Annotated in this window: 17 protein-coding genes; 9 read left to right on the forward strand and 8 right to left on the reverse strand. The window is 59.5% G+C overall.

Translation table 11 applies throughout. From position 1 onward, the window contains the following. Positions 1–3 precede the first annotated feature (3 nt). Both BM234_RS14730 and infB read left to right on the forward strand, forming a co-directional pair. Positions 4–639 carry an RNA-binding protein gene (locus BM234_RS14730; RefSeq protein WP_092066340.1) on the forward strand — a complete coding sequence of 212 codons (636 nt, stop codon included), beginning with the start codon at positions 4–6 and terminating at the stop codon, positions 637–639. Then, the gene (gene infB, locus BM234_RS14735; RefSeq protein ID WP_092066342.1) at positions 636–3,137 is read left to right on the forward strand and encodes a translation initiation factor IF-2; all 2,502 of its coding nucleotides are present in this window, start codon (positions 636–638) and stop codon (positions 3,135–3,137) included. Before BM234_RS14730 ends, infB begins: the two co-directional genes overlap by 4 nt. Before the next feature lie 403 nt (positions 3,138–3,540). On the opposite strand, the gene BM234_RS14745 is transcribed toward infB, so the two are convergent. The 3 genes from BM234_RS14745 to BM234_RS14755 are packed head-to-tail and all read right to left on the reverse strand — an operon-like array spanning position 3,541 to position 6,047. Beyond that, positions 3,541–3,939 (reverse strand): (deoxy)nucleoside triphosphate pyrophosphohydrolase, encoded by a 399-nt coding sequence (locus BM234_RS14745; RefSeq protein ID WP_092066346.1) that lies wholly within the window; start codon positions 3,937–3,939, stop codon positions 3,541–3,543. Then, a complete protein-coding gene (argJ, locus tag BM234_RS14750; RefSeq protein ID WP_092066348.1) occupies positions 3,936–5,165 on the reverse strand; it encodes a bifunctional glutamate N-acetyltransferase/amino-acid acetyltransferase ArgJ in 1,230 nt (409 codons plus the stop codon). The genes BM234_RS14745 and argJ overlap by 4 nt, the downstream gene beginning before the upstream one ends. Before the next feature lie 18 nt (positions 5,166–5,183). Next, positions 5,184–6,047, reverse strand: coding sequence for a peptidylprolyl isomerase (locus BM234_RS14755; RefSeq protein ID WP_092066350.1), 864 nt, complete (start codon positions 6,045–6,047; stop codon positions 5,184–5,186). A gap of 192 nt (positions 6,048–6,239) precedes the next feature. Between BM234_RS14755 and secA the strand changes: the two genes are divergently transcribed. Next, on the forward strand, positions 6,240–8,939 hold the full coding sequence (gene secA / locus BM234_RS14760; RefSeq protein ID WP_092066352.1) for a preprotein translocase subunit SecA: 2,700 nt from the start codon (positions 6,240–6,242) through the stop codon (positions 8,937–8,939). A gap of 214 nt (positions 8,940–9,153) precedes the next feature. On the opposite strand, the gene radC is transcribed toward secA, so the two are convergent. From radC to dnaK, 3 genes are all read right to left on the reverse strand, one after another. Further along, entirely contained in the window at positions 9,154–9,930 is a 777-nt protein-coding gene (radC, locus tag BM234_RS14765; protein ID WP_092066354.1) for a RadC family protein, read from the reverse strand. A 108-nt stretch (positions 9,931–10,038) separates the two neighbouring features. After that, complete coding sequence (gene dnaJ / locus BM234_RS14770; RefSeq protein ID WP_092066356.1) at positions 10,039–11,199, reverse strand: molecular chaperone DnaJ; 1,161 nt, start codon at positions 11,197–11,199, stop codon at positions 10,039–10,041. A gap of 78 nt (positions 11,200–11,277) precedes the next feature. Next, on the reverse strand, positions 11,278–13,194 hold the full coding sequence (dnaK, locus tag BM234_RS14775; RefSeq protein ID WP_092066358.1) for a molecular chaperone DnaK: 1,917 nt from the start codon (positions 13,192–13,194) through the stop codon (positions 11,278–11,280). A gap of 217 nt (positions 13,195–13,411) precedes the next feature. Here dnaK and BM234_RS14780 point away from each other — a divergent pair, with 217 nt between their 5' ends. Next, complete coding sequence (locus BM234_RS14780; protein ID WP_092066360.1) at positions 13,412–14,008, forward strand: alpha-ketoglutarate-dependent dioxygenase AlkB family protein; 597 nt, start codon at positions 13,412–13,414, stop codon at positions 14,006–14,008. Here BM234_RS14780 and BM234_RS14785 read toward each other — a convergent pair. Together BM234_RS14785 and BM234_RS14790 are read right to left on the reverse strand one after the other, a co-directional pair. After that, complete coding sequence (locus tag BM234_RS14785) at positions 14,005–14,598, reverse strand: COG3650 family protein (protein ID WP_092066362.1); 594 nt, start codon at positions 14,596–14,598, stop codon at positions 14,005–14,007. The genes BM234_RS14780 and BM234_RS14785 overlap by 4 nt on opposite strands. After that, positions 14,595–15,416, reverse strand: coding sequence for an ABC transporter permease (locus BM234_RS14790; RefSeq protein ID WP_092066691.1), 822 nt, complete (start codon positions 15,414–15,416; stop codon positions 14,595–14,597). Before BM234_RS14790 ends, BM234_RS14785 begins: the two co-directional genes overlap by 4 nt. A 126-nt stretch (positions 15,417–15,542) precedes the next feature. Between BM234_RS14790 and cysQ the strand changes: the two genes are divergently transcribed. From cysQ to BM234_RS14815, 5 genes are all read left to right on the forward strand, one after another. Further along, positions 15,543–16,343, forward strand: coding sequence for a 3'(2'),5'-bisphosphate nucleotidase CysQ (cysQ, locus tag BM234_RS14795; RefSeq protein ID WP_092066364.1), 801 nt, complete (start codon positions 15,543–15,545; stop codon positions 16,341–16,343). Between the two features lie 10 nt (positions 16,344–16,353). After that, complete coding sequence (locus BM234_RS14800) at positions 16,354–17,574, forward strand: glycosyltransferase family 2 protein (RefSeq protein WP_245752670.1); 1,221 nt, start codon at positions 16,354–16,356, stop codon at positions 17,572–17,574. 155 nt (positions 17,575–17,729) lie between these two features. Next, positions 17,730–18,623: a UTP--glucose-1-phosphate uridylyltransferase GalU gene (gene galU / locus BM234_RS14805; protein ID WP_092066366.1), complete on the forward strand. Its 894-nt coding sequence runs from the start codon at positions 17,730–17,732 to the stop codon at positions 18,621–18,623. Positions 18,624–18,635: 12 nt separating this feature from the next. Next, complete coding sequence (galE, locus tag BM234_RS14810; RefSeq protein WP_092066368.1) at positions 18,636–19,619, forward strand: UDP-glucose 4-epimerase GalE; 984 nt, start codon at positions 18,636–18,638, stop codon at positions 19,617–19,619. Next, entirely contained in the window at positions 19,579–20,844 is a 1,266-nt protein-coding gene (locus tag BM234_RS14815; protein WP_092066370.1) for a glycosyltransferase, read from the forward strand. Before galE ends, BM234_RS14815 begins: the two co-directional genes overlap by 41 nt. The last annotated feature ends 9 nt before the right edge of the window (positions 20,845–20,853 follow it).

Here is a 20,853-nt window from a genome sequence, read left to right on the forward strand (position 1 = left end):
GATATGAGCCGTGGAGGCGCGCGAGACGAGCGGGCTGATGGTCCGGAGCGGAAATGCATCGCTACGGGCGAGGTGCGTCCTGCGTCGGATCTGATCCGGTTTGTGGTGGGGCCCGACAATCAGATCGTGCCCGATGTCCGGGGTAAATTGCCCGGACGTGGCATATGGGTCGCGTCTGAACGCGCGGCCCTGAAACAAGCGGTAGAGAAGAAACTCTTTGCCCGCGCAGCCCGTCAACCCGTCACGATTCCGGATGGGATTGTTGACGAGGTGGAACGCCAGTTGGCGCACCGGGTTGTCGAATTGGTCAGCATGGCGCGCAAATCGGGCGCTGCTGTGGCTGGATACGAAAAGGTGAAGGACTGGCTCGGCAAGGGACAGGCACGGATCCTACTACAGGCCAGCGACGGCTCGGAGCGGGGCAAGACCCGGCTCAGCACTCCCCAGGGGGGGCGCTACGTTGGTTGGCTCACGGCTCAGGAGCTTGGATTGGCTTTTGGACGTGAAACTGTGATACATGGCGCGCTTGCGTCTGGCGGTCTGGCCTCTCGTGTTGTAGAGGAAGCCGCAAGACTTAAGGGCCTGCGCGATATTGACGGCGGGAAAACGCCCGCCGGAAAGGGTAAGACGACTAGATGAGCGATAACGACGGCAAGAAAACATTGGGTCTGCGCGGTCCCCGTTCCGGGAACGTGAAGCAGAGCTTCAGCCATGGCCGCACCAAGAACGTCGTAGTGGAGACCAAGCGCAAGCGTGTCGTGGTGCCGAAAGCCGCGGCGGGCAAACCTGGCCAAGGTGGTCGCGGTGGTAGCCCTGCAGGCAATCCTTCGAATCGGCCCGCTGGAATCACCGACGCGGAAATGGAGCGCCGTCTGAAAGCGCTTCAGGCTGCCAAGGCGCGTGAAGTCGAAGAAGAAGCGGCCCGCGCGGCCGATGAAAAGGCCCGCGCGGAAGACCGCGAGCGCCGCCGTGCCGAGCACGAACAGAAAGAGCGCGAACAGCGCGAAGCGGAAGAGCGCGCCAAGGCCAAGGCCGAGGAAGAAGCGCGAGTTGCTCGCGAGGCTGCGGAAGCTGCGAAGCGAGCGGCCGCCCCTGCGGAAGAACCCGCAGCAGCAGCCCCGTCCGCGCCGCGCGCAACCAAGCCTGCGCCCTCCGCATCGCCAACGTCTCCCCGCAAGGCGGAGCGTGAACGCGAAGAGCGTGGCCGCAGTGTCAAACGTGGTGGAGATGCCGGTCGCCGTTCGGGCAAGCTCACTCTGAACCAAGCCCTTTCGGGTGGTGAAGGTGGACGCCAGAAATCTCTGGCCGCGATGAAGCGCAAGCAAGAGCGTGCGCGTCAGAAGGCCATGGGCGGAGCGCGGGAACGCGAAAAGGTTATCCGCGACGTGCAATTGCCCGAAGCGATCACGGTTGGCGAACTCGCGAACCGGATGGCGGAACGGGTGGCCGACGTCGTGAAGTCGCTCATGCAGAGCGGTATAATGGTCACGCAGAACCAGACGATCGATGCAGACACTGCTGAACTCGTGATCGAGGAATTCGGTCACCGGGTTACGCGGGTCTCTGATTCTGATGTCGAAGACGTCATCGAATCCAAGGTCGACAACGACGAAGATCTGGCACCGCGCCCCCCGGTCATCACGATCATGGGCCACGTTGACCACGGCAAGACCTCGCTGCTGGACAGGATTCGCAACGCGAAGGTCGTTGCAGGCGAAGCCGGCGGCATCACGCAGCATATCGGTGCTTATCAGGTTGAGACCGAAAGCGGCTCCATCCTGACGTTCCTAGACACACCGGGCCATGCGGCGTTTACGTCGATGCGGTCGCGCGGTGCTCAGGTGACGGATATCGTGGTTCTGGTCGTGGCGGCGGACGATGCTGTCATGCCGCAGACGATCGAAGCCATCAACCACGCGAAAGCGGCCCAAGTGCCGATGATCGTGGCGATCAACAAGGTCGACAAACCGTCTGCTGACCCCAACAAGGTCCGTACCGCGCTGCTTCAGCATGAAGTGGTCGTGGAGGCGATGTCGGGTGATGTTCAGGATGTCGAAGTCTCGGCGATGACGGGGCAGGGCATTGATGAATTGCTCGAATCCATTGCGCTTCAGGCCGAAATCCTCGAGCTGAAGGCGAATCCGGGTCGGAATGCCGAAGGCGCGGTGATCGAAGCTCAGCTTGACGTTGGCCGGGGTCCCGTCGCGACGGTACTGGTTCAGCGCGGCACCCTTCGCCAAGGCGATATCTTCGTCGTGGGCGAGCAATGGGGTAAGGTTCGCGCTCTGATGAACGATCGTGGCGAGCGGGTAAAAGAAGCCGGTCCTTCGGTACCTGTGGAGGTTCTTGGCCTCAACGGGACGCCGGAAGCGGGCGACGTGCTCAACGTGGTCGAGACAGAAGCGCAGGCGCGCGAGATTGCGAACTATCGTGAGCAGGCGGCGAAAGACAAACGCGCTGCTGCAGGTGCGGCGACCACGCTGGATCAGTTGCTTGCGAAGGCCAAGGAAGACGAGAACGTCAAGGAATTGCCAATTCTGGTTAAAGCTGACGTTCAAGGTTCCGCCGAGGCGATCGTCCAAGCGATGGAGAAGATCGGCAATGACGAGGTGCGCGTGCGCGTGCTGCACTATGGTGTTGGCGCGATCACGGAAACCGATGTCGGCCTTGCTGAAGCGTCCGGAGCGCCAGTCATCGGCTTCAACGTACGTGCCAACGCATCCGCGCGGAATACTGCGAACCAGAAGGGTGTGGAGATCCGCTACTACAGCGTCATCTATGACCTCGTAGACGACGTGAAAGCTGCGGCTTCCGGCCTACTCTCTGCGGAGATCCGCGAGACATTCATCGGCTATGCGCAGATCAAGGAGGTCTTCAAGGTCTCCAACGTCGGCAAGGTCGCAGGGTGTCTGGTCACCGAGGGTGTCGCACGTCGTTCAGCGGGCGTTCGCCTGCTCCGCGACGATGTGGTTGTCCACGAGGGCACGCTCAAGACGCTCAAGCGCTTCAAGGATGAGGTTGCCGAAGTGCAGTCAGGTCAGGAATGCGGGATGGCGTTCGAGAACTACGATGATATTCGTCCCAACGATGTCATCGAGATCTTTGAGCGGCAGGAGGTCGAGCGCGCGCTCGACTGATCCTCCTGGCGACGAAAAGAAAAAGGGGATGGCATGTGATGTGCCATCCCCTTTTTGTTGAATTTAGCGCGGACTGAACCCATTATTCGTTCCGGCAGCGAGTGAGTACCGGAGTCAGGTCGTTGCCTATTTTCTTCAGGCTGCTTTCGCGGTCGCGACTGGGCGACCAGTATAGAGCCTAGACCCCACACGAACGACGATATTTCCGTTATCCAGTGATCTCACCAGAAGTCCCTGGACCGAGACACATGTTCCGATTGCGATTGTCTTGACCATTGTTTTCCCCTGTGCGCCTTGCCGCATGATGTTACTTAATATTCATGGACCGGTAACGTTAAGTTTAAAATTCAGACTTTCGGGTGAAATAAATGGCAAGTTGCATATAGCAGCGGTTTTCCGCCTATCAAAGCCAGTCGCGTAAAACGGGTATTAAGGGAATGTCTGCGGGGGGCATGGGGTAGTTGCGCAGATCCTGCGCATACGCCCATTTAAGTACCTGATTTTCGCGTGGCACCGGCGTTCCGGTCCAACGTCTACAGGCGAACAGAGGCATCAGAAGGTGAAACGATTCGTAGCTGTGACTGGCGAAGGTCAGCGGGGCGAGACAACTTTGCCAGGTTTCGATCCCCAACTCCTCATGCAACTCTCGGATGAGTGCCGCTTCCGGCGTCTCGTCCGCCTCTACCTTACCCCCGGGGAACTCCCACAGTCCGGCCATGGACTTTCCCTCGGGGCGCTGCGCGATCAGGACGCGCCCGTCCGCGTCGATCAGGGCGACCGCCGAGACGAGCACCGTTTTCACGAGCGGTAGTCCGCGTTGATATCGATATATCCGTGGGTCAGATCGCAGGTCCAAACCGTCGCGGACCCGTCCCCAAGCCCGAGATCGACACGTATCAGGATATTTTGTTCCTTCATGTGCGCCGCTGCATCGGCCTCTTGATACTCAGGTGAAACCCAGCCCTTTTCCGCGATCAACGTATCGCCGAACCAGATGGACAGAAGGTCGCGATCTGCGGCTGCGCCGGATTTGCCGATTGCCATCACAACGCGGCCCCAGTTGGGGTCCTGTCCGGCGATTGCGGTCTTTACGAGCGGGGAATTGGCGATCGCCATGGCATGGGTCTTGGCATCGGACGGGGAGGCCGCTCCGGAAACCTGAATTTCGACGAACTTGGTCGCGCCTTCGCCGTCGCGGACGACCTGTTGTGCAAGATCAAGCATCACCCCGTGCAGTGCGTCACAGAACGGACCCTCGCTCTCACCCACGGCCACACCTGATGCACCGGTTGCCGCAAGTATAAGGGTGTCAGAGGTTGAAGTGTCGCTGTCGACGGTGATGCAGTTGAAAGTCCGGTCCGTCAGGTCCGATAGCATCTGCTGCAGTAGAGGTTGTGGCACCTCGGCATCCGTGAAGATGTACACGAGCATCGTCGCCATATCCGGCGCAATCATTCCGGAGCCCTTTGCGATTCCCGCGATCTTCACCGTCCCGCCGGGAAGGGTAACCTCCGCGGTGGCGCCTTTCGGAAAGGTGTCGGTGGTCATGATAGCGCGCGCAGCATCGGCGATGCCATCCGCCGTGAGACCGCCGTGCAACTCTGCCAGTCGGCAGGTGATACGCTCGGCGTTCAGTAGCTCGCCGATGACCCCGGTAGAGGATGTGAAGACGCGGTCCTGCGCAATGCCGAGTTCGCGCGCCACGCTGGCCGTAACGTCCTCCACGGCCTCGACCCCGCGCGTACCGGTAAAGGCATTGGCGTTGCCTGCGTTGACGAGGATCGCCGCTCCGTCTCCATTGGCACGGCCCAGCTTGGCCTGACAGTCGAGTACAGGGGCGGACCGGGTCGCAGACCGGGTGAAGGTGCCTGCAATGGCCGTGCCGGGCTGTAGGGCCGCAAGCATGACGTCCCTGCGGCCCTTGTAGCGCACCCCTGCCTCTACCGAAGCGAAACGGACGCCGGCGATCTGCGGCAGGTCAGGAAACCGCGGCGGTGCCAGCGGCGATACAGGCAAGGATTTGGCCATGAAGACCTCCGTCAAAGATCAGTTATCAACCAGCGAGTAGTCCGTGATCAACGCAGGGTCGATCCCCTCGGCTGCCTCCGTGGTAACCTCTGTCGACTCGCGCAGTTCGTCGAGGCCTTTCTGGAGCGCCTCCTGACGAAGTTTCTCCATTATGTTTGCCCGGACGCTTTCGAGAGGCGGTACGTCAGAGGTGCGCGTTTCATTGAGCATGATGACATGCCAGCCGAACTGAGTTTGGATCGGCCCGCCGATTTCGCCGGGAGCGAGCGCTTTTACGGCCTCCTGAAACGGCTCGACCATGGCGCCGTTACCGAACCAGCCAAGGCTCCCGCCATTCGGACCGGACGGGCCAGTGGATCGGGCCCGGGCCACTTCGGCGAATTGGGCGCCGCCGTCGAGTTCCTCGCGGACCTGCTGCGCCTCTTCTTCGGTTTCGAGCAAGATGTGCGAAGCGTTGTATTCCGGGGCCGCGCCATTGGCGACGTATTCCGATTGATAGGCCGCCTCGATGGCTTCCACGGTCAGGGCCTCGCCGATAATGCGTTCGGCAACTTCGTTGGCCAGCATTGAGCGCTCTTCGTTCTCAAGTGAGAATTTGACGAAGGCCGGCTGATCCCCCTCAAAGGTCTGGGCCAGCAGGGCCTGTTGCACCAACTGGTCGAGAATGCCTTGGAACAGCACGTTCCCGGGAAGTTCGCGATACTGGTCGGGAAGGCGCGCGTGCAGCAAGACCATGTGGCCGAGTGTGATTTCTGTCTCGCCAACTTTAGCCACGACGGTGTTCGCATCCGGAGCTTCGCTTTGCTCATCCTGAGCGCTCACAGCGGTCGAAAGCAGGGTCGCTGACAGCAATGCGGCAGTCAGGCTGCGGGGGAAATTCATGCGGGACGTCCTCTTCGGGTTTCAGGCCATACAGGGTGCACGGCGTTGACACTCATATGCAGGCCCCTTACATCGCTCAAGTCGGGCAGCTTGGGGCCGCTTGCGACCTTTTCTATGGGGCGCACTCCTTCCAAGCAAGCAGATGCCGGACACGACTTTGTAATAGCCGGAAGACATTGGGGCGGAGACAGTATGCTGGGTATCGGAACGCTGACCAGAAAGGTGTTCGGCACGCCGAACGACCGCAAAGTAAAGGTCACCCGCCCGCTGGTCGAACAGATCAACGCTCTGGAGCCGGAATTCGCGGCGCTTGACGACGACGGCCTGAAAGCCAAGACCGAAGAGTTTCGCAAGCGGATCGAAGGCGGCGAGAGCCTTGATGATCTGTTGCCCGAAGCCTTTGCCAACTGCCGTGAAGGAGCCCGCAGAGCGCTTGGCCTTCGCGCCTTTGACGTGCAGCTCATGGGCGGTATCTTCCTGCACCAGGGAAATATCGCGGAGATGAAGACCGGGGAGGGCAAGACCCTCGTCGCGACTTTCCCCGCATATCTCAATGCGCTGAGCGGTAAGGGCGTGCATATCGTCACGGTCAACGACTATCTCGCCAAGCGCGATGCGGAGTGGATGAGCAAGGTCTATGCCGCGCTCGGACTCACAACAGGTGTCGTCTATCCGCAGCAACCAGCGGCAGAGAAGGCCGAGGCCTATGCCTCAGACATTACCTATGCCACGAACAATGAGCTTGGTTTCGACTATCTGCGCGACAATATGAAATCCAAGCTGTCGGATATGGCGCAGCGCGGGCACAATTTCGCGATTGTCGACGAGGTGGATTCGATCCTGATCGATGAGGCCCGAACGCCGCTTATCATTTCCGGCCCCGCGCAGGATCGCAGTGAACTCTATGTCTCGGTTGATCGCCTCATTCCCGAGCTGACAGAAGAACACTACGCGATTGATGAGAAGACCCGGAACGTCACGTTTACCGATGACGGCAACGAGTTTCTCGAACAACAACTGCATGCCCGCGGCCTCCTGCCAGAAGAGCAGAGCCTCTATGATCCCGAAAGCACGACCATCGTTCACCACGTGAACCAGGGTCTTCGCGCGCACAAGCTGTTCCAGAAGGACAAGGATTACATCGTCCGGGGTGATGACGTCGTGCTCATTGATGAATTCACCGGGCGGATGATGTCGGGTCGGCGCTTGTCGGATGGGTTGCACCAAGCAATCGAAGCGAAAGAAAGCTGCACCATCCAGCCCGAGAACGTGACTCTCGCCTCTGTCACCTTCCAGAACTATTTCCGCCTCTACAACAAGCTCGCCGGTATGACCGGGACTGCCTCTACCGAAGCTGAGGAATTCTCCGAGATCTACGGGCTGGGTGTGGTCGAAGTGCCCACCAACCGCCCCATCGCCCGCAAGGACGAAGATGACGCGGTGTATCGTACAGGCCGTGAAAAGTACGAGGCGATTGTTGAGGCGATCAAGGAAGCCAATGCAAAGGGTCAGCCGGTTCTGGTGGGCACGACCTCCATTGAGAAATCCGAGTCCCTCTCGAAATTGCTGACCGATGCGGGTGTGCCGCACAATGTTCTCAATGCACGTCAGCATGAGAAAGAAGCAGAGATCGTCGCGGAAGCCGGCAAGATCGGCGCCGTTACCATCGCCACCAACATGGCAGGCCGCGGAACAGACATTCAACTGGGCGGCAATGTCGAGATGAAGGTCTTCGACGCGCTCGGGGCCGATCCCGAGGCGAACCCGGACGAGATCCGCGCCCGTATCGAGGCAGAGCATGCAGATGAAAAAGCGCGTGTGCTTGAGGCAGGCGGGCTTTTCGTACTGGCCACGGAACGCCATGAATCCCGCCGCATCGACAACCAGCTTCGCGGTCGTTCGGGGCGTCAGGGGGATCCGGGGCGCTCCGCCTTCTTCCTGTCCCTTGAAGATGATCTGATGCGTATCTTCGGGTCCGAGCGGCTCGACAAGGTGCTCTCGTCTTTGGGGCTCAAGGAAGGCGAAGCCATCGTGCACCCGTGGGTGAACAAGTCTCTGGAACGAGCGCAGGCGAAGGTCGAGGGGCGCAACTTCGACATTCGCAAGCAACTCCTGAAGTTCGACGATGTGATGAATGACCAGCGCAAGGTGGTCTTCAGCCAACGACGTGACATCATGGAGGCCGACAACCTCACAGAGATCGTGACAGACATGCGCGATCAGGTGATAGACGACCTGATTGAAACCTACATGCCGCCAAAGACCTATGCGGATCAGTGGGATACCGAAGGGTTCTATGCCGCCTGCATTGAGAAACTGGGTCTTGATGTGCCGATCATTGCCTGGGCCAAGGAGGATGGTGTCGATGATGAGATCATTGCCGAGCGCCTGACCGAGGCCTCGGATGAGATGCTCGCCGAGAAGGCTGCGGCCTTTGGGCCGGAAACGATGCGCAACATCGAAAAGCAGATCATTCTCCAGACGATCGACCAGAAATGGCGCGAGCATCTGCTGACACTGGAGCATCTCCGCTCTGTCGTGGGCTTCCGAGGGTATGCACAACGCGATCCGCTCAACGAGTACAAGACAGAAGCCTTCCAACTCTTCGAGAGTATGCTCGATTCACTCCGTGAGCAGGTTACCCAGCAGATCGCGCAGATCCGCCCGATGACCGAAGAAGAGCAGCAGCGGATGATGGACCAACTCCGTGCCCAGCAGGCTCAGTTCGAAGCCGCGGCGAAGGATCCCGGCGATGCAGTTCCTGTCGCAGAGGCTGCTGCGGCGGGGTTTGACGAAAACGACCCCACAACATGGGGTAATCCCGGCCGGAACGAGCTTTGCCCCTGCGGCTCCGGTAAGAAATTCAAGCATTGTCATGGGCGGTTGGCCTAATCCGCCAACTGTTCCCGCAGGACGGTAGCGGGGCCTCAGACGGGGCTCCGCAATTCGCGGGCAGGGCTTTCGCTGGGTCTTGCCGGTGCGATCTAGGTGGGGCTCACAGCGTTCACCCCCAAAATCATTTCTGCCTTTGGACGAGGACGTATTGAGTATCTATGCGGATACCTCCCGCCCGGTGAGTATCATTCAGGTACCGCTGGGTGGTGAATTAAAGATAGCCTTCGGACCGAAAGCTGAGCTCGCGGGACTTGCCGATGATGAGGTGATCATGGAGCGTGATGCCCATGACTTCCGCGGCGTCCAGAATCTGGTTCGTCATGGTGATATCGGCATCCGAGGGCGTAGGATCTCCAGACGGGTGGTTATGCACGAGGATCAACGCCGAGGCGTTGAGTTCGAGCGCCCGCTTGACCACCTCGCGGGGATAGACCGGCACGTGGTCGACCGTGCCTTGCGCCTGTTCTTCATCGGCGATCACGACGTTCTTCTTGTCCAGAAAGAGAATGCGGAATTGTTCCGTTTCGCGATGCGCCATGGTGGCGTGGCAATAGTCTATCAGAGCCTGCCAACTGCTGACGGCGTGGCGTTCCATAACGCGGGATCGTGACAGCCGGTGCGCCGCCGCTTCAACCACTTTGAGTTCGCAAACCACCGCAGGCCCCACACCGCTCACTTTCAGCAAACGAGAGGGCGGGGCAGACAGGACGCCGTTGAAGTCACCGAACACTTCGAGCAGGTGCCGAGCAAGCGGTTTGACATCCCGCCGAGGGATCGCGCGGAACAGCATGAGTTCCAGAAGCTCGTAGTCGGGAAGTGCATTCGCTCCGCCATTGAGAAAGCGCTCTCTGAGCCTGGCGCGATGATCCTTGATATAGGATGGCAGCTTTGAGGCGCTGTCGCTTTTGCCCTTCGATTTCGTCACACGGACCTCATCATTCGAAAAGAACGACATGGGAACTTCGGCGAAATTGAAGAACTTTTTCATGCTATGCACGATGCCGTTTACAGCATGAAAAATTGGTTAATGATGGGGAAAGATAGAGGTGAGAGAGGAGATATGTTCGCCGCCCGCAAGTAGCAGGCGGCGATGGTATCAGCTCTTCATGGAATCCCAGAAGCTCTTGACCGAGCTAAAGAAAGACGAACTCTCAGGACTGTTGTCAGCGCTCATGGAATCGAAATCACGCAGCAATTCACGCTGCCGACCGGTCAGGTTGACTGGTGTCTCGACTGCCAGTTCGATAAACATATCGCCTCTCGCTCCGCCACGCAGCGCGGGCATTCCCTTGCCCCGCAGACGCATTTGCCGCCCGGACTGACTGCCCGCCGGAATCTTCACCCTTGAGCGGCCTCCGTCGATCGTAGGCACCTCGATGTCCCCGCCGAGCGCGGCGGTTGCCATGCTGACCGGCACGCGACAGTGCAGATCGTTGCCGTCGCGCTCAAAGAGCTTGTGCGGGCCGACTTCGACGAAGATATAAAGATCGCCCGACGGCCCGCCCCTCAGGCCGGCCTCGCCTTCACCGGCAAGACGTATACGGGTTCCTGTCTCAACCCCGGCAGGGATATTCACAGAGAGCGCGCGATCATTGTGTACGCGCCCGGCGCCGCCACAAGCCTGGCAGGGGTTCGAGATGGTTTGTCCAAGTCCGGAACAGGTCGGGCAGGTACGCTCTACGGTGAAGAAACCCTGTTGAGCGCGTACCTTCCCCATCCCCGCGCAAGTCGGACAGGTGGTCGGTTCCGCTCCGCCTTCCGCGCCCGAACCCTTGCAAGAGTTGCAGGCGACTGAGGTCGGCACGTTGATCGAGCGCTTGTGGCCACTGAATGCCTCTTCAAGGCTAATACGGAGGTTATAACGCAGGTCAGCCCCGCGAGCCGCGCGCTGACGCGCTGATCCGCCGCCCTGACGGCCTCCCATGAAGTCGCCGAAGAGGTCGTCGAACACGTCTGAGAATGCGGAGGCAAAGTCGCCTTGGCCGGCTCCGCCCATGCCGCCGCCGGGCCGTCCGCCGCCGCCCATGCCGCCCTCAAACGCCGCATGGCCGAAACGGTCATATGCGGCCTTCTTGTCGGCGTCTTTCAGCACTTCGTAGGCCTCGTTGGCCTCCTTGAATTGTGCCTCGGCGTCGGGGTTGTCGGAATTGCGATCCGGGTGCAACTCCTTCGCCTTCGTGCGATACCCCTTCTTTATTTCGTCTGCCGAGGCCCCCTTAGAAACACCGAGAACCTCGTAATAGTCGCGTTTTGCCATGGGTTTATCCCCCTATCGGAACGATTAAGGCCGGCCCGGTGCCCGGACCGGCCCCAATCATCAGGTTCCGGATGATGATCAGGCGCGCTTGTCGTCGCCGAGGTCTTCGAAATCCGCATCGACGATGTCATCGTCGCCCGGCGTCCGAACTTCCTCTGGACCATCCTCGTCGGTGGCACTCTCTTCCTGGCTCGTCTTATAGATCGCCTCGCCAAGTTTCATGGCCGCTTCGGTCACGTTCTGGATGCCGGATTTGATCTTGTCGGCATCTTCCTTCTCCATCACCTCTTTGAGGGCAGAGATCGCAAGCTCGATGGCTTCAATGGTGGAAGGATCGACCTTGTCGGAGTGCTCTTCCATCGATTTCTCAGTCGAGTGGATGAGGCTCTCGGCTTGGTTCTTGGCTTCCACGAGATCCCGGCGAGCCTTGTCGGCCTCTGCGTTTTCTTCGGCTTCCTTCACCATCTTCTCGATATCGGCGTCGGACAGCCCGCCCGAAGCTTGAATCGTGATCTTCTGCTCACGGCCCGTGCCCTTGTCGGAGGCGCCGACGGAAACGATACCGTTGGCATCGATGTCGAAGGTCACTTCGATCTGAGGCATGCCGCGTGGCGATGGCGGGATATCTTCGAGGTTGAACTGACCGAGCATCTTGTTGTCGGCGGCCATTTCACGCTCGCCTTGGAAAACCCGGATCGTCACTGCGCTCTGGTTGTCTTCGGCGGTCGAGAACACCTGCGACTTCTTCGTCGGGATGGTCGTGTTCCGGTCGATCAGACGGGTGAAGACACCGCCAAGCGTTTCAATCCCGAGCGAGAGAGGGGTTACATCGAGAAGGACCACATCCTTCACGTCGCCCTGCAGAACGCCCGCCTGAATCGCGGCACCCATGGCAACCACTTCATCGGGGTTGACGCCTTTGTGCGGCTCTTTCCCGAAGAACTTGGTGACCTCTTCGACAACCCGCGGCATCCGCGTCATGCCGCCCACGAGAACCACTTCGTCCACGTCGTTTGCGGAGATCCCGGCATCCTTGAGCGCAGCCTGACAAGGCTTCAGCGAAGATTTGATAAGATCGCCAACGAGGCTTTCCAGCTTCGCACGGGTCAGCTTCATCACCATGTGAAGCGGCTGACCGCTGTTGGGGTCCATCGAGATGAAGGGCTGGTTGATCTCAGTCTGGCTGGAAGACGAAAGCTCAATCTTCGCCTTCTCGGCAGCTTCCTTGAGGCGCTGCAGAGCCATCTTGTCCTTCGTCAGATCAACGCCGTGCTCTTTCTTGAACTCTTCGGCGAGGTAGTTGACGATCCGCATGTCGAAGTCTTCACCGCCGAGGAACGTATCACCGTTGGTGGATTTCACTTCAAAGAGGCCGTCGTCGATCTCGAGGATGGTCACGTCGAAGGTACCGCCGCCGAGGTCATAGACCGCAATCGTGTGGGTTTCGGTCTTGTCGAGGCCATAGGCCAGAGCGGCCGCGGTCGGCTCGTTGATAATCCGGAGAACCTCAAGACCGGCAATCTTGCCCGCGTCCTTGGTCGCCTGACGCTGTGCGTCGTTGAAGTAGGCCGGAACGGTGATGACCGCTTGGGTCACTTCTTCACCGAGATAGCTTTCGGCGGTCTCTTTCATCTTGCCCAGAATAAAGGCCGAGATCTGGGAGGGGCTGTACTTCTCGCCCTTTGCTTCGACCCATGCGTCGCCGTTGCCACCGTCAACCAAGTTGAAGGGCAGGTTCTTCTTGTCTTTGGCAAGATGGGGGTCGTCGAAACGGCGACCGATCAGACGCTTGACGCCGAACACGGTGTTCGCCGCGTTTGTAACAGCCTGCCGCTTGGCGGATTGGCCTACAAGGCGTTCGTCGTCCGTAAAGGCGACGATCGAGGGGGTGGTACGTGCACCCTCGGAGTTTTCAATGACCTTGGACTGTGCGCCGTCCATGATGGCGACGCAGCTGTTGGTTGTCCCAAGGTCGATACCGATGACTTTAGCCATGATTTCAGATCCCTCTTCTTAGGCGATGTCGGGGGGCTCGGACCCGTAGCGGCATCCTGCCCCGATCACGGGTGCCGAGGCACGGGATGCGCTCTCGACGTTCAGCGGGCTATATAGGGGGCGCAAATTGGGCCTGCAACCATCACGCCTCGCGCAAACGTGCTTTTGTGAGACATTCCGTTACATTCTCGTCACCAAGACCGTGAGGAGAGCACATATGTATCGCATCAGAGGATTTGAGATCCACGATGGCTATCTCGACCGACACGCGCAATCGTCAGTGTTCAGCGCGGTGCAGGAGATCGCCCGCGCTGCGCCGCCCTATGCGCCCATGACCCCGTGGGGCAAGCCGATGCGAGTCAAGATGACCTCCGCCGGGCGACTGGGGTGGTATTCGGATCGGCGGGGCTATCGGTATGTCGATCAGCATCCTGACGGCATTCCATGGCCTCCGATCCCTGAGGTGATCATGGAGATGTGGAGGGATCTGGTGCCTGGCGGTCGCGATCCCGAATGCTGCCTTGTGAATTATTATGGCGAAGACGCCCGTATGGGTCTGCATCAGGACAAGGATGAAGCTGATTTTGCCTATCCGGTTGTCTCTGTCTCGCTGGGTGACGACGGACTGTTTCGCATTGGGAATGACACGAAGGGCGGAAAGACGGAATCGCTCTGGCTGCGGTCCGGTGATGTGGTGGTCATGGGCGGAGACGCCCGGCTGCGCTATCATGGCATAGACAAGATCCGGTTTGGCACCTCTACGCTGCTGCCAAAGGGCGGCCGGATCAATCTTACTCTGCGGGTCGTGACCTAAGGCATGAGTGAGCAGCATCCTGACAGCAACCGCATGCCCATCGGCGCCTCGAGCAGGAGATCACTTGTCAGCCCATAGATGATATCCGACATCCCGTCGGAACAGGCGCGCCGCGACACAAGAAGCTGCGCAGTCCCCTCGGCACTTCGGATCAGGGCAACATCGCTTCGGTTGGCGGAGCTTATGCTGTCGCCAGCTGCGAAGGCCGTTTCGGCGCCCTCAGGGGTCCGAAAGGTGAGTTGCCCATCTGCGCCTACCTGGAGCGACCAGAACGGCTCAGTCCCCGAGCATTGGAGTGGACGCCCTAGCAACGCTTCGGAGCCGGGCTGACGGCGCATGTAACGGGCGGATACCCATGCGGGGCCGCCCTCATGCGTGATGCGAAGCCAGCCGTCCTGAGCCCCGGTGACCTCAACACCCGACGCCGACGCTGAAAGGTCTCCGATATCCTGCCCCTGTACTGTGGGCGCTGCGCGGATGTTCAGGGAAACGTTTGGCGCCAACCCGTCCACGTCATACAGGGCGGGATAGTCCTCTGCCGCTGCAGGCAAGGCGAGGGCCAAGATCATGACTGCCCAGAGGCCCCTCATCGACGTGCCCCCCAGCTGAGGGAGGCATTCTTGCGGGTAACGAACTCTCCGAGAAGCCCGAGCATGAGGAAAGCTATAGCGAACCAGATCGGGTAGCTGATCGAGGAATTGCGGGGAAAGTAATTGAGAAACATGAATCCTCGGGCCTGATCAATTGCATGGAACAGCGGATTCCAATCAAAAAGTGCGACCATTGAGGCTGGCAAGGTGTTGGCGACGAACATCTTGCCAGAGGCGATCATATTGACGCGCTGGTAGATGGTGGAAACGAGGCTGATCGTGCCGGGCATCCATGGTTTCAAGGCGAGCAGTACAAGCCCGATGGAGCAACCCGCGAACCATGCCAGCACGAACATCGCGAAAGCCCCCGCCGGATTGGGAATATAGATTGGCGTGAAGGCAACGTGATAGATGAAGAGAAGCGTGAGCATGGCAAGTATCTGAACATAAAGCGCCGCCAATGCCGCCGAACTGATGGCGATGGCGGTGTTCATCGGAGCATGCTTCATCATCGGGGAGGTCGGACCTTCGGCGCCCATCACCGCTGCGAGTCCCGCGTTGTGGGACAGGAACAGGAATATCCCGGACATCAGATAGAGCATGAAGTCGCCGCGGATCGCCGCACCTCTGATGTCCAGCAGGGTGAACATCGCATAAAATGCGCCGAGCATCACGATGCCCTTGGTCATGGAGGTCATCAGAGCAAGCACGGCGTTGCCGTTCTTTTTGCGCACATGCCGAACGGTGGAGTGATAGATCAACTCCAGCGTCGTTGCCATGGCGGGCAGGCTGCCCGTGCGGCGAGAATGTCCAAACATGATGCACCGCCCGATCCGATTGCACGGCAATGGCACGCCAATCTTGCCGTTCCGTTCACGGGGGACCATAAAGAGCGCGACCTGTTGAGGCAATCTCGTCTCTCCGGGGCTTGAAGGAGACTGATTTTGAATCACGAAGAGCTTGTGTCTGTCATGCGCCGCCTGTCGATTGAGGCAGGAACGAAGATCATGGAAATCTATGAGGCGGACGATTTCGACGTGAAGGAAAAATCGGATTCGAGCCCGGTGACCGCAGCAGACGAAGCGGCGGACGCGCTCATCTCCGCCGGACTGAGGGAGGCATTCCCGGACGTTGATCTCGTTACAGAAGAGCAGGCGGAGAGCCATACCGGCGCGGGGGATACGTTTCTGATCGTCGATCCGCTTGACGGAACCAAGGAATTCATCAAGCGCCGCGGCGATTTCACTGTGAACATCGCCTATGTTGAAAGTGGTGTTCCGGTGCGCGGCGTTGTCTACGCCCCTGCCAAAGGCCGGATGTTTTATACCACCGCAACCGGCAAGACCGTCGAAGAGGCCGGCCCGTTTGATCCTGAGACGCCGGGAGAGACCACGCCCATCACGGTGCGGACTTCGGATAACGATGCGTTGCTTGTCGTCGCGTCCAAGTCGCACCGCGATCAGGCAACGGACGACTATATCTCCAAGTACAAAGTCGAGGACATGAAAAGCGCGGGTTCGTCGCTGAAGTTCTGCCTCGTTGCCGCAGGTGAGGCAGACCTCTATCCCCGCTTGGGACGTACGATGGAGTGGGATACCGCTGCGGGCCATGCCGTTTTGCTGGGCGCGGGAGGCAAGGTTGTCAGGTTTGACGATCTGACCCCGCTCACCTACGGCAAGGCGGAGCATGCAAATCCGTTCTTCATTGCCTATGCGCCCGATGTCGAACTCAAGGAGACGAACTGAAATATCCCAGTTGACCGTTTCGGTCGTGGTGGCGAGCCGTGGCCGGCCGGAGCTTCTACCGCGATGCTTGATGGGGGTCGCGCAATCGTTCCACCCGCGCTTTGAGATCGTGCTGGTGGCAGATCCTCCGGGATTGGCCGCAGCGCGGCAACTCCCCTTCTTCGGGGCGATCAAGACGATCGGATTTGATACGCCAAACCTCTCCCGCGCCAGAAACCGCGGAATAGCCGCCGCGTCGGGGGAGATTATCGCATTTATCGACGATGATGCGGTTCCCGAGCCGACGTGGCTTGACCGTCTTTGCGCGCCCTTCGATGATGAGACTGTCGCCGCCACGACAGGCTTTGTTCGGGGGCGCAATGGCATCAGTTTTCAGTGGCGTGGGGAAACGGTTGATTTTACGGGTCAGGCCAAGTGCTTGCCCGTCGCGCGAACCCAAATCTTCCCGCCCAACCCTGACCGGATCGTGAAGCTTCACGGGGTGAACATGGCCGTAAGGCGAAACTGGCTCGCCGCCTTGGGAGGGTTCGATCCGTCGTTCGCGTTCTATCATGACGATGCCGATCTTGGACTGCGCATCGCGGTGGCTGGCGGACATGTAGCCGTTGTGCCTGACGCTCAGGTTCACCACGGGTTTGCCAGGAGTGTCCGCAGGCGATCGGATCGCGTGCCGCTAGACCTTCTTCCCATTGGCCAAAGTGAAGCGATCTTCCTACGCAAGCATGCCCCGAAAGCCGTCAGGGCGCCGATGCTCGCGGCCCAGGCGGCGGCGCAACGGCGGCGACTTCTTCGCCACATGCAGGGCGGCACGCTTGACGCATCCGAGGTGGTCCGTCTTTTGGCCGGGCATACGGAAGGACAGGAGGAGGGGCTTCGCGCGACGTTGCCTCCCACAGAACCTTTGGGGGAGCGGCAGGAGGACTTCCGCCGGTTTCCCGCGTTATTCGGGCCGCCCGTCTTTCTGGCCGGGCCATGGCGTCATCGAAAGGCGCTGATGATGGAGGCTCGGCAACGCACAAGACGGGGGGAGCGTGTGAGCCTTCTGATCCTCTCACGCACAGCGCTCTATCATAAGGTAAGCTTTGTTCAGGAAGGCTTTTGGCTACAGCGGGGCGGAGTGTGGGGCCGTGCAAGACGCGCTCAGCAATTGATCCAAAAGACGGGATTCGCCGAAAGGATTGGCCGCGAGCGCAGGCGTATTGCCCTTTTGCGGGGGTTGAGATCGCAATAGTAACAAATGATAGGTAAAATGTCGCTGACGGAGTAGGGAATTTCCGACTTTGTCCAATGCATTGACATGTTGGTGCCAAATTACTGGTATCAAGTGTGTCGGGCGGGTCCTATAGTCCCGACGACTTCGATTTCAGGCATATGAAGAGGCGAATTATGCAACGCAAGGTGACCAAGGCGATCTTTCCTGTGGCCGGTCTTGGGACGCGGTTCCTCCCTGCGACCAAATCGGTGCCGAAGGAAATCATGACGCTGGTGGATAAACCTCTCGTTCAATACGCGATTGATGAAGCGCGTGCCGCCGGGATCAAGGAATTCATCTTCGTGACGTCGCGCGGCAAAGGCGCTTTGGAAGATTACTTCGACCATGCCCCCCAGTTGGAGGAAGAGCTCCGTCGAAAGAACAAGACGCAGTTGTTGGAGGTGCTCGAAGCCACGAATATGGATTCTGGTGCCATCGCTTACATTCGGCAGCACAAGGCGCTCGGTCTCGGGCATGCAGTATGGTGCGCGCGCAGGCTCATCGGGGATGAGCCCTTTGCGGTCATGCTGCCCGATGATGTCATCGCGGCGGAAAAGTCCTGCCTGCAGCAGATGGTAGAGGCCTATGAAGGCACAGGCGGCAGCATGGTCGCCGCAATGGAAGTCCCTCATGCCAAGACGAGCGCCTATGGCGTGCTCGACGTGCGGGAGGATCTCGGCTCGCTGGTCTCGGTCAATGGCCTCGTGGAGAAGCCCAAGCCCGAAGACGCGCCTTCGAATCTTGCCGTGATCGGCCGTTATATCCTTGATCCCCATGTCCTTCAGAACCTCAATGCGATGAAGTCCGGAGCCGGCGGTGAAGTGCAGCTTACGGACGCCATTGCACAAGAGATTCAACAAGGGCGCGGCGTGTACGGCATGCGTTTCAATGGACAACGCTTTGATTGCGGGTCCAAGGCGGGCTTCTTGCAGGCCACCGTCGCATTCGGTCTCGCACGTGAGGAGTTGCGCGACGATCTGTACAACTACCTTCAGGATATGATGGCCTCCGAAAAAGCCGCGCAATAGGGTCTGAATCTTATGACCAACATTCTGGTGACTGGCGGGGCGGGTTATATCGGATCCCATGCCTGCAAGGCGTTGTCGAAGGCGGGCTATACGCCCGTTACTTATGACAATTTCTGTACTGGTTGGCGCGATGCTGTGAAGTTCGGCCCCTGTGAGGAAGGTGATCTGAGTGATCGCACCAAGCTGGACGAAGTCTTTGCGCGCTACCAACCTGCTGCAGTCATGCATTTTGCCGCGCTCAGTCAAGTTGGCGAGAGTATGCGCGATCCGGGGATCTATTGGCGGAACAATGTCGAAGGATCCTTGACGCTGATGGAGGCTGCGGTAGAGGCGGAATGCTTCGATTTCGTGTTTTCCTCCACCTGCGCAACCTACGGCGAACAGGACAACGTCGTGCTCGATGAGGGCAGCGCGCAATTTCCGATCAATGCCTACGGGGCCTCCAAGCGCGCGATCGAAGAAATGCTCCGCGATTTCGAAGCGGCCCACGGCCTTCGTCATGTGATTTTCAGATACTTCAATGTCGCCGGTGCGGATGAAGAGGGCGAGGTTGGTGAATTTCATCAGCCAGAAACGCACCTTATCCCACTGATGCTCGATGCAATCGACGGGAAACGCGATGCCCTGACGATCTTCGGGACTGATTACGACACCCCGGATGGGACCTGTATCCGAGACTACGTTCATGTCATGGATTTGGTCGATGCACATGTCCTTGGGGTGAAATGGCTGGAGGATGGCAAAGGTAGTCGGGTGTTTAACCTCGGCACTGGCAGCGGATTTTCGGTCCGCGAAGTCATCGAGGAATCCCGCAACGTGACGAACCGGACAGTCCCGTACAATGAGGGGCCGCGTCGGGCGGGTGACTGCACGAAGCTTGTCTCGGGGTCGCGGCGCGCGGAGCTAGAGCTCGGTTGGCAGCCGGAGCGATCAACGATGAAAAGGATGATCTCGGATGCCTGGCGCTGGCACCAAAGCGGGCACTACGACCGCTGAATTGTCTGCGTATCTGATTGACCTAACCCGTCTTGCTCGCCGTGCCGGGCGTTGTCTTACCGGGATCGACCGGGTGGAGCGGGCATGGCTTCGACACGCCATAACAGAACTGCCGCGATCATGGGGGCTCATCCGTACAGCTTATGGCTATTTGCTTCTCGACAGGGCAGGGATGGCGTTTCTCGACGCGTCTTTGTCCTCTGGAGATTGGGGGAACTCCGACCTCTTGTCCCGTCTCGCACGCGGACTGGATGCTCCTCAACAACGGGCGGAAGCCGCGCTGCGGCGAGCCGCGATGACTCGCTGCGCCGCACCCATGCTAAGGAGGATGCTAAGCCGCAGCCTCCCCGGAGATTTCGACTATATCAACGTCGGGCATTCCAATCTTACCGAGCGGGTCATGTCCTCTGTCCGGGCGAGTACATGTGGCCGGATCATCGTCCTTCTCCACGATGCCATACCTCTCGATTTCCCCCAGACTCAATCCCCCGAGGCGCCCGAGCGGTACCGGCGAAACCTGTCGATCGCAGGGCGTTTCGCAGACAGGCTTCTGTACCCGTCGACATATTCAAAAGAGCGCTGCGAGGGGCATCTCACGCAAATGGGGCCGGTGCCCCCGGGTCGCGTTGTCCCGCTTGGAATGACGTCGGTGATGCCCTGCGCGACAGAGATTCCCCCCGGCGTGCTACCCAAGGGCCCCTTTTTTCTCGCGATTGGAACGGTCGACCCAAGAAAGAACCATCTCTTCCTCCTCGACCTGTGGGAGAGGATGGGGCAAGGCAAGTTCAGTGAACTCCCGCCCCTGTTGATATGCGGCGCTCCCGGATGGGAGGCTGACACGATCCTCCATCGGTTCGCGACCTCGCCGCTCTGGGGCAAGGGCGTGCACGTATACTCCGGGTTGAGTGACGGGGCTATCGCAGCGCTGCTCGAGCGTGCCTCGGGGCTGCTCTTTCCGAGCCTCGCCGAAGGCGCGGGACTGCCGCCGATCGAGGCTCTGTCACGGGGCTGCCCGGTGATCTCCGCGCCTTTGCCGTCGTGTCGTGAATACCTCGGGGATAGTGTGCGATACATTCCGCTTGAAGCGATTTCGCAGTGGGAAAAAGCAGTTGCCGAGCTTTCCGTAGGGTCACTTGGAGGGGCGGGCGCAACAAGGAATAGCCCTTATATCCGAAAGGATTGGAGGGAACACTTCAAACTTGCCTTAACGTATGCCTGCCAATAGTGCAGGATG

It is taken from the genome of Poseidonocella pacifica (genome assembly GCF_900111875.1).
Taxonomy (GTDB): Bacteria; Pseudomonadota; Alphaproteobacteria; order Rhodobacterales; family Rhodobacteraceae; genus Poseidonocella; species Poseidonocella pacifica.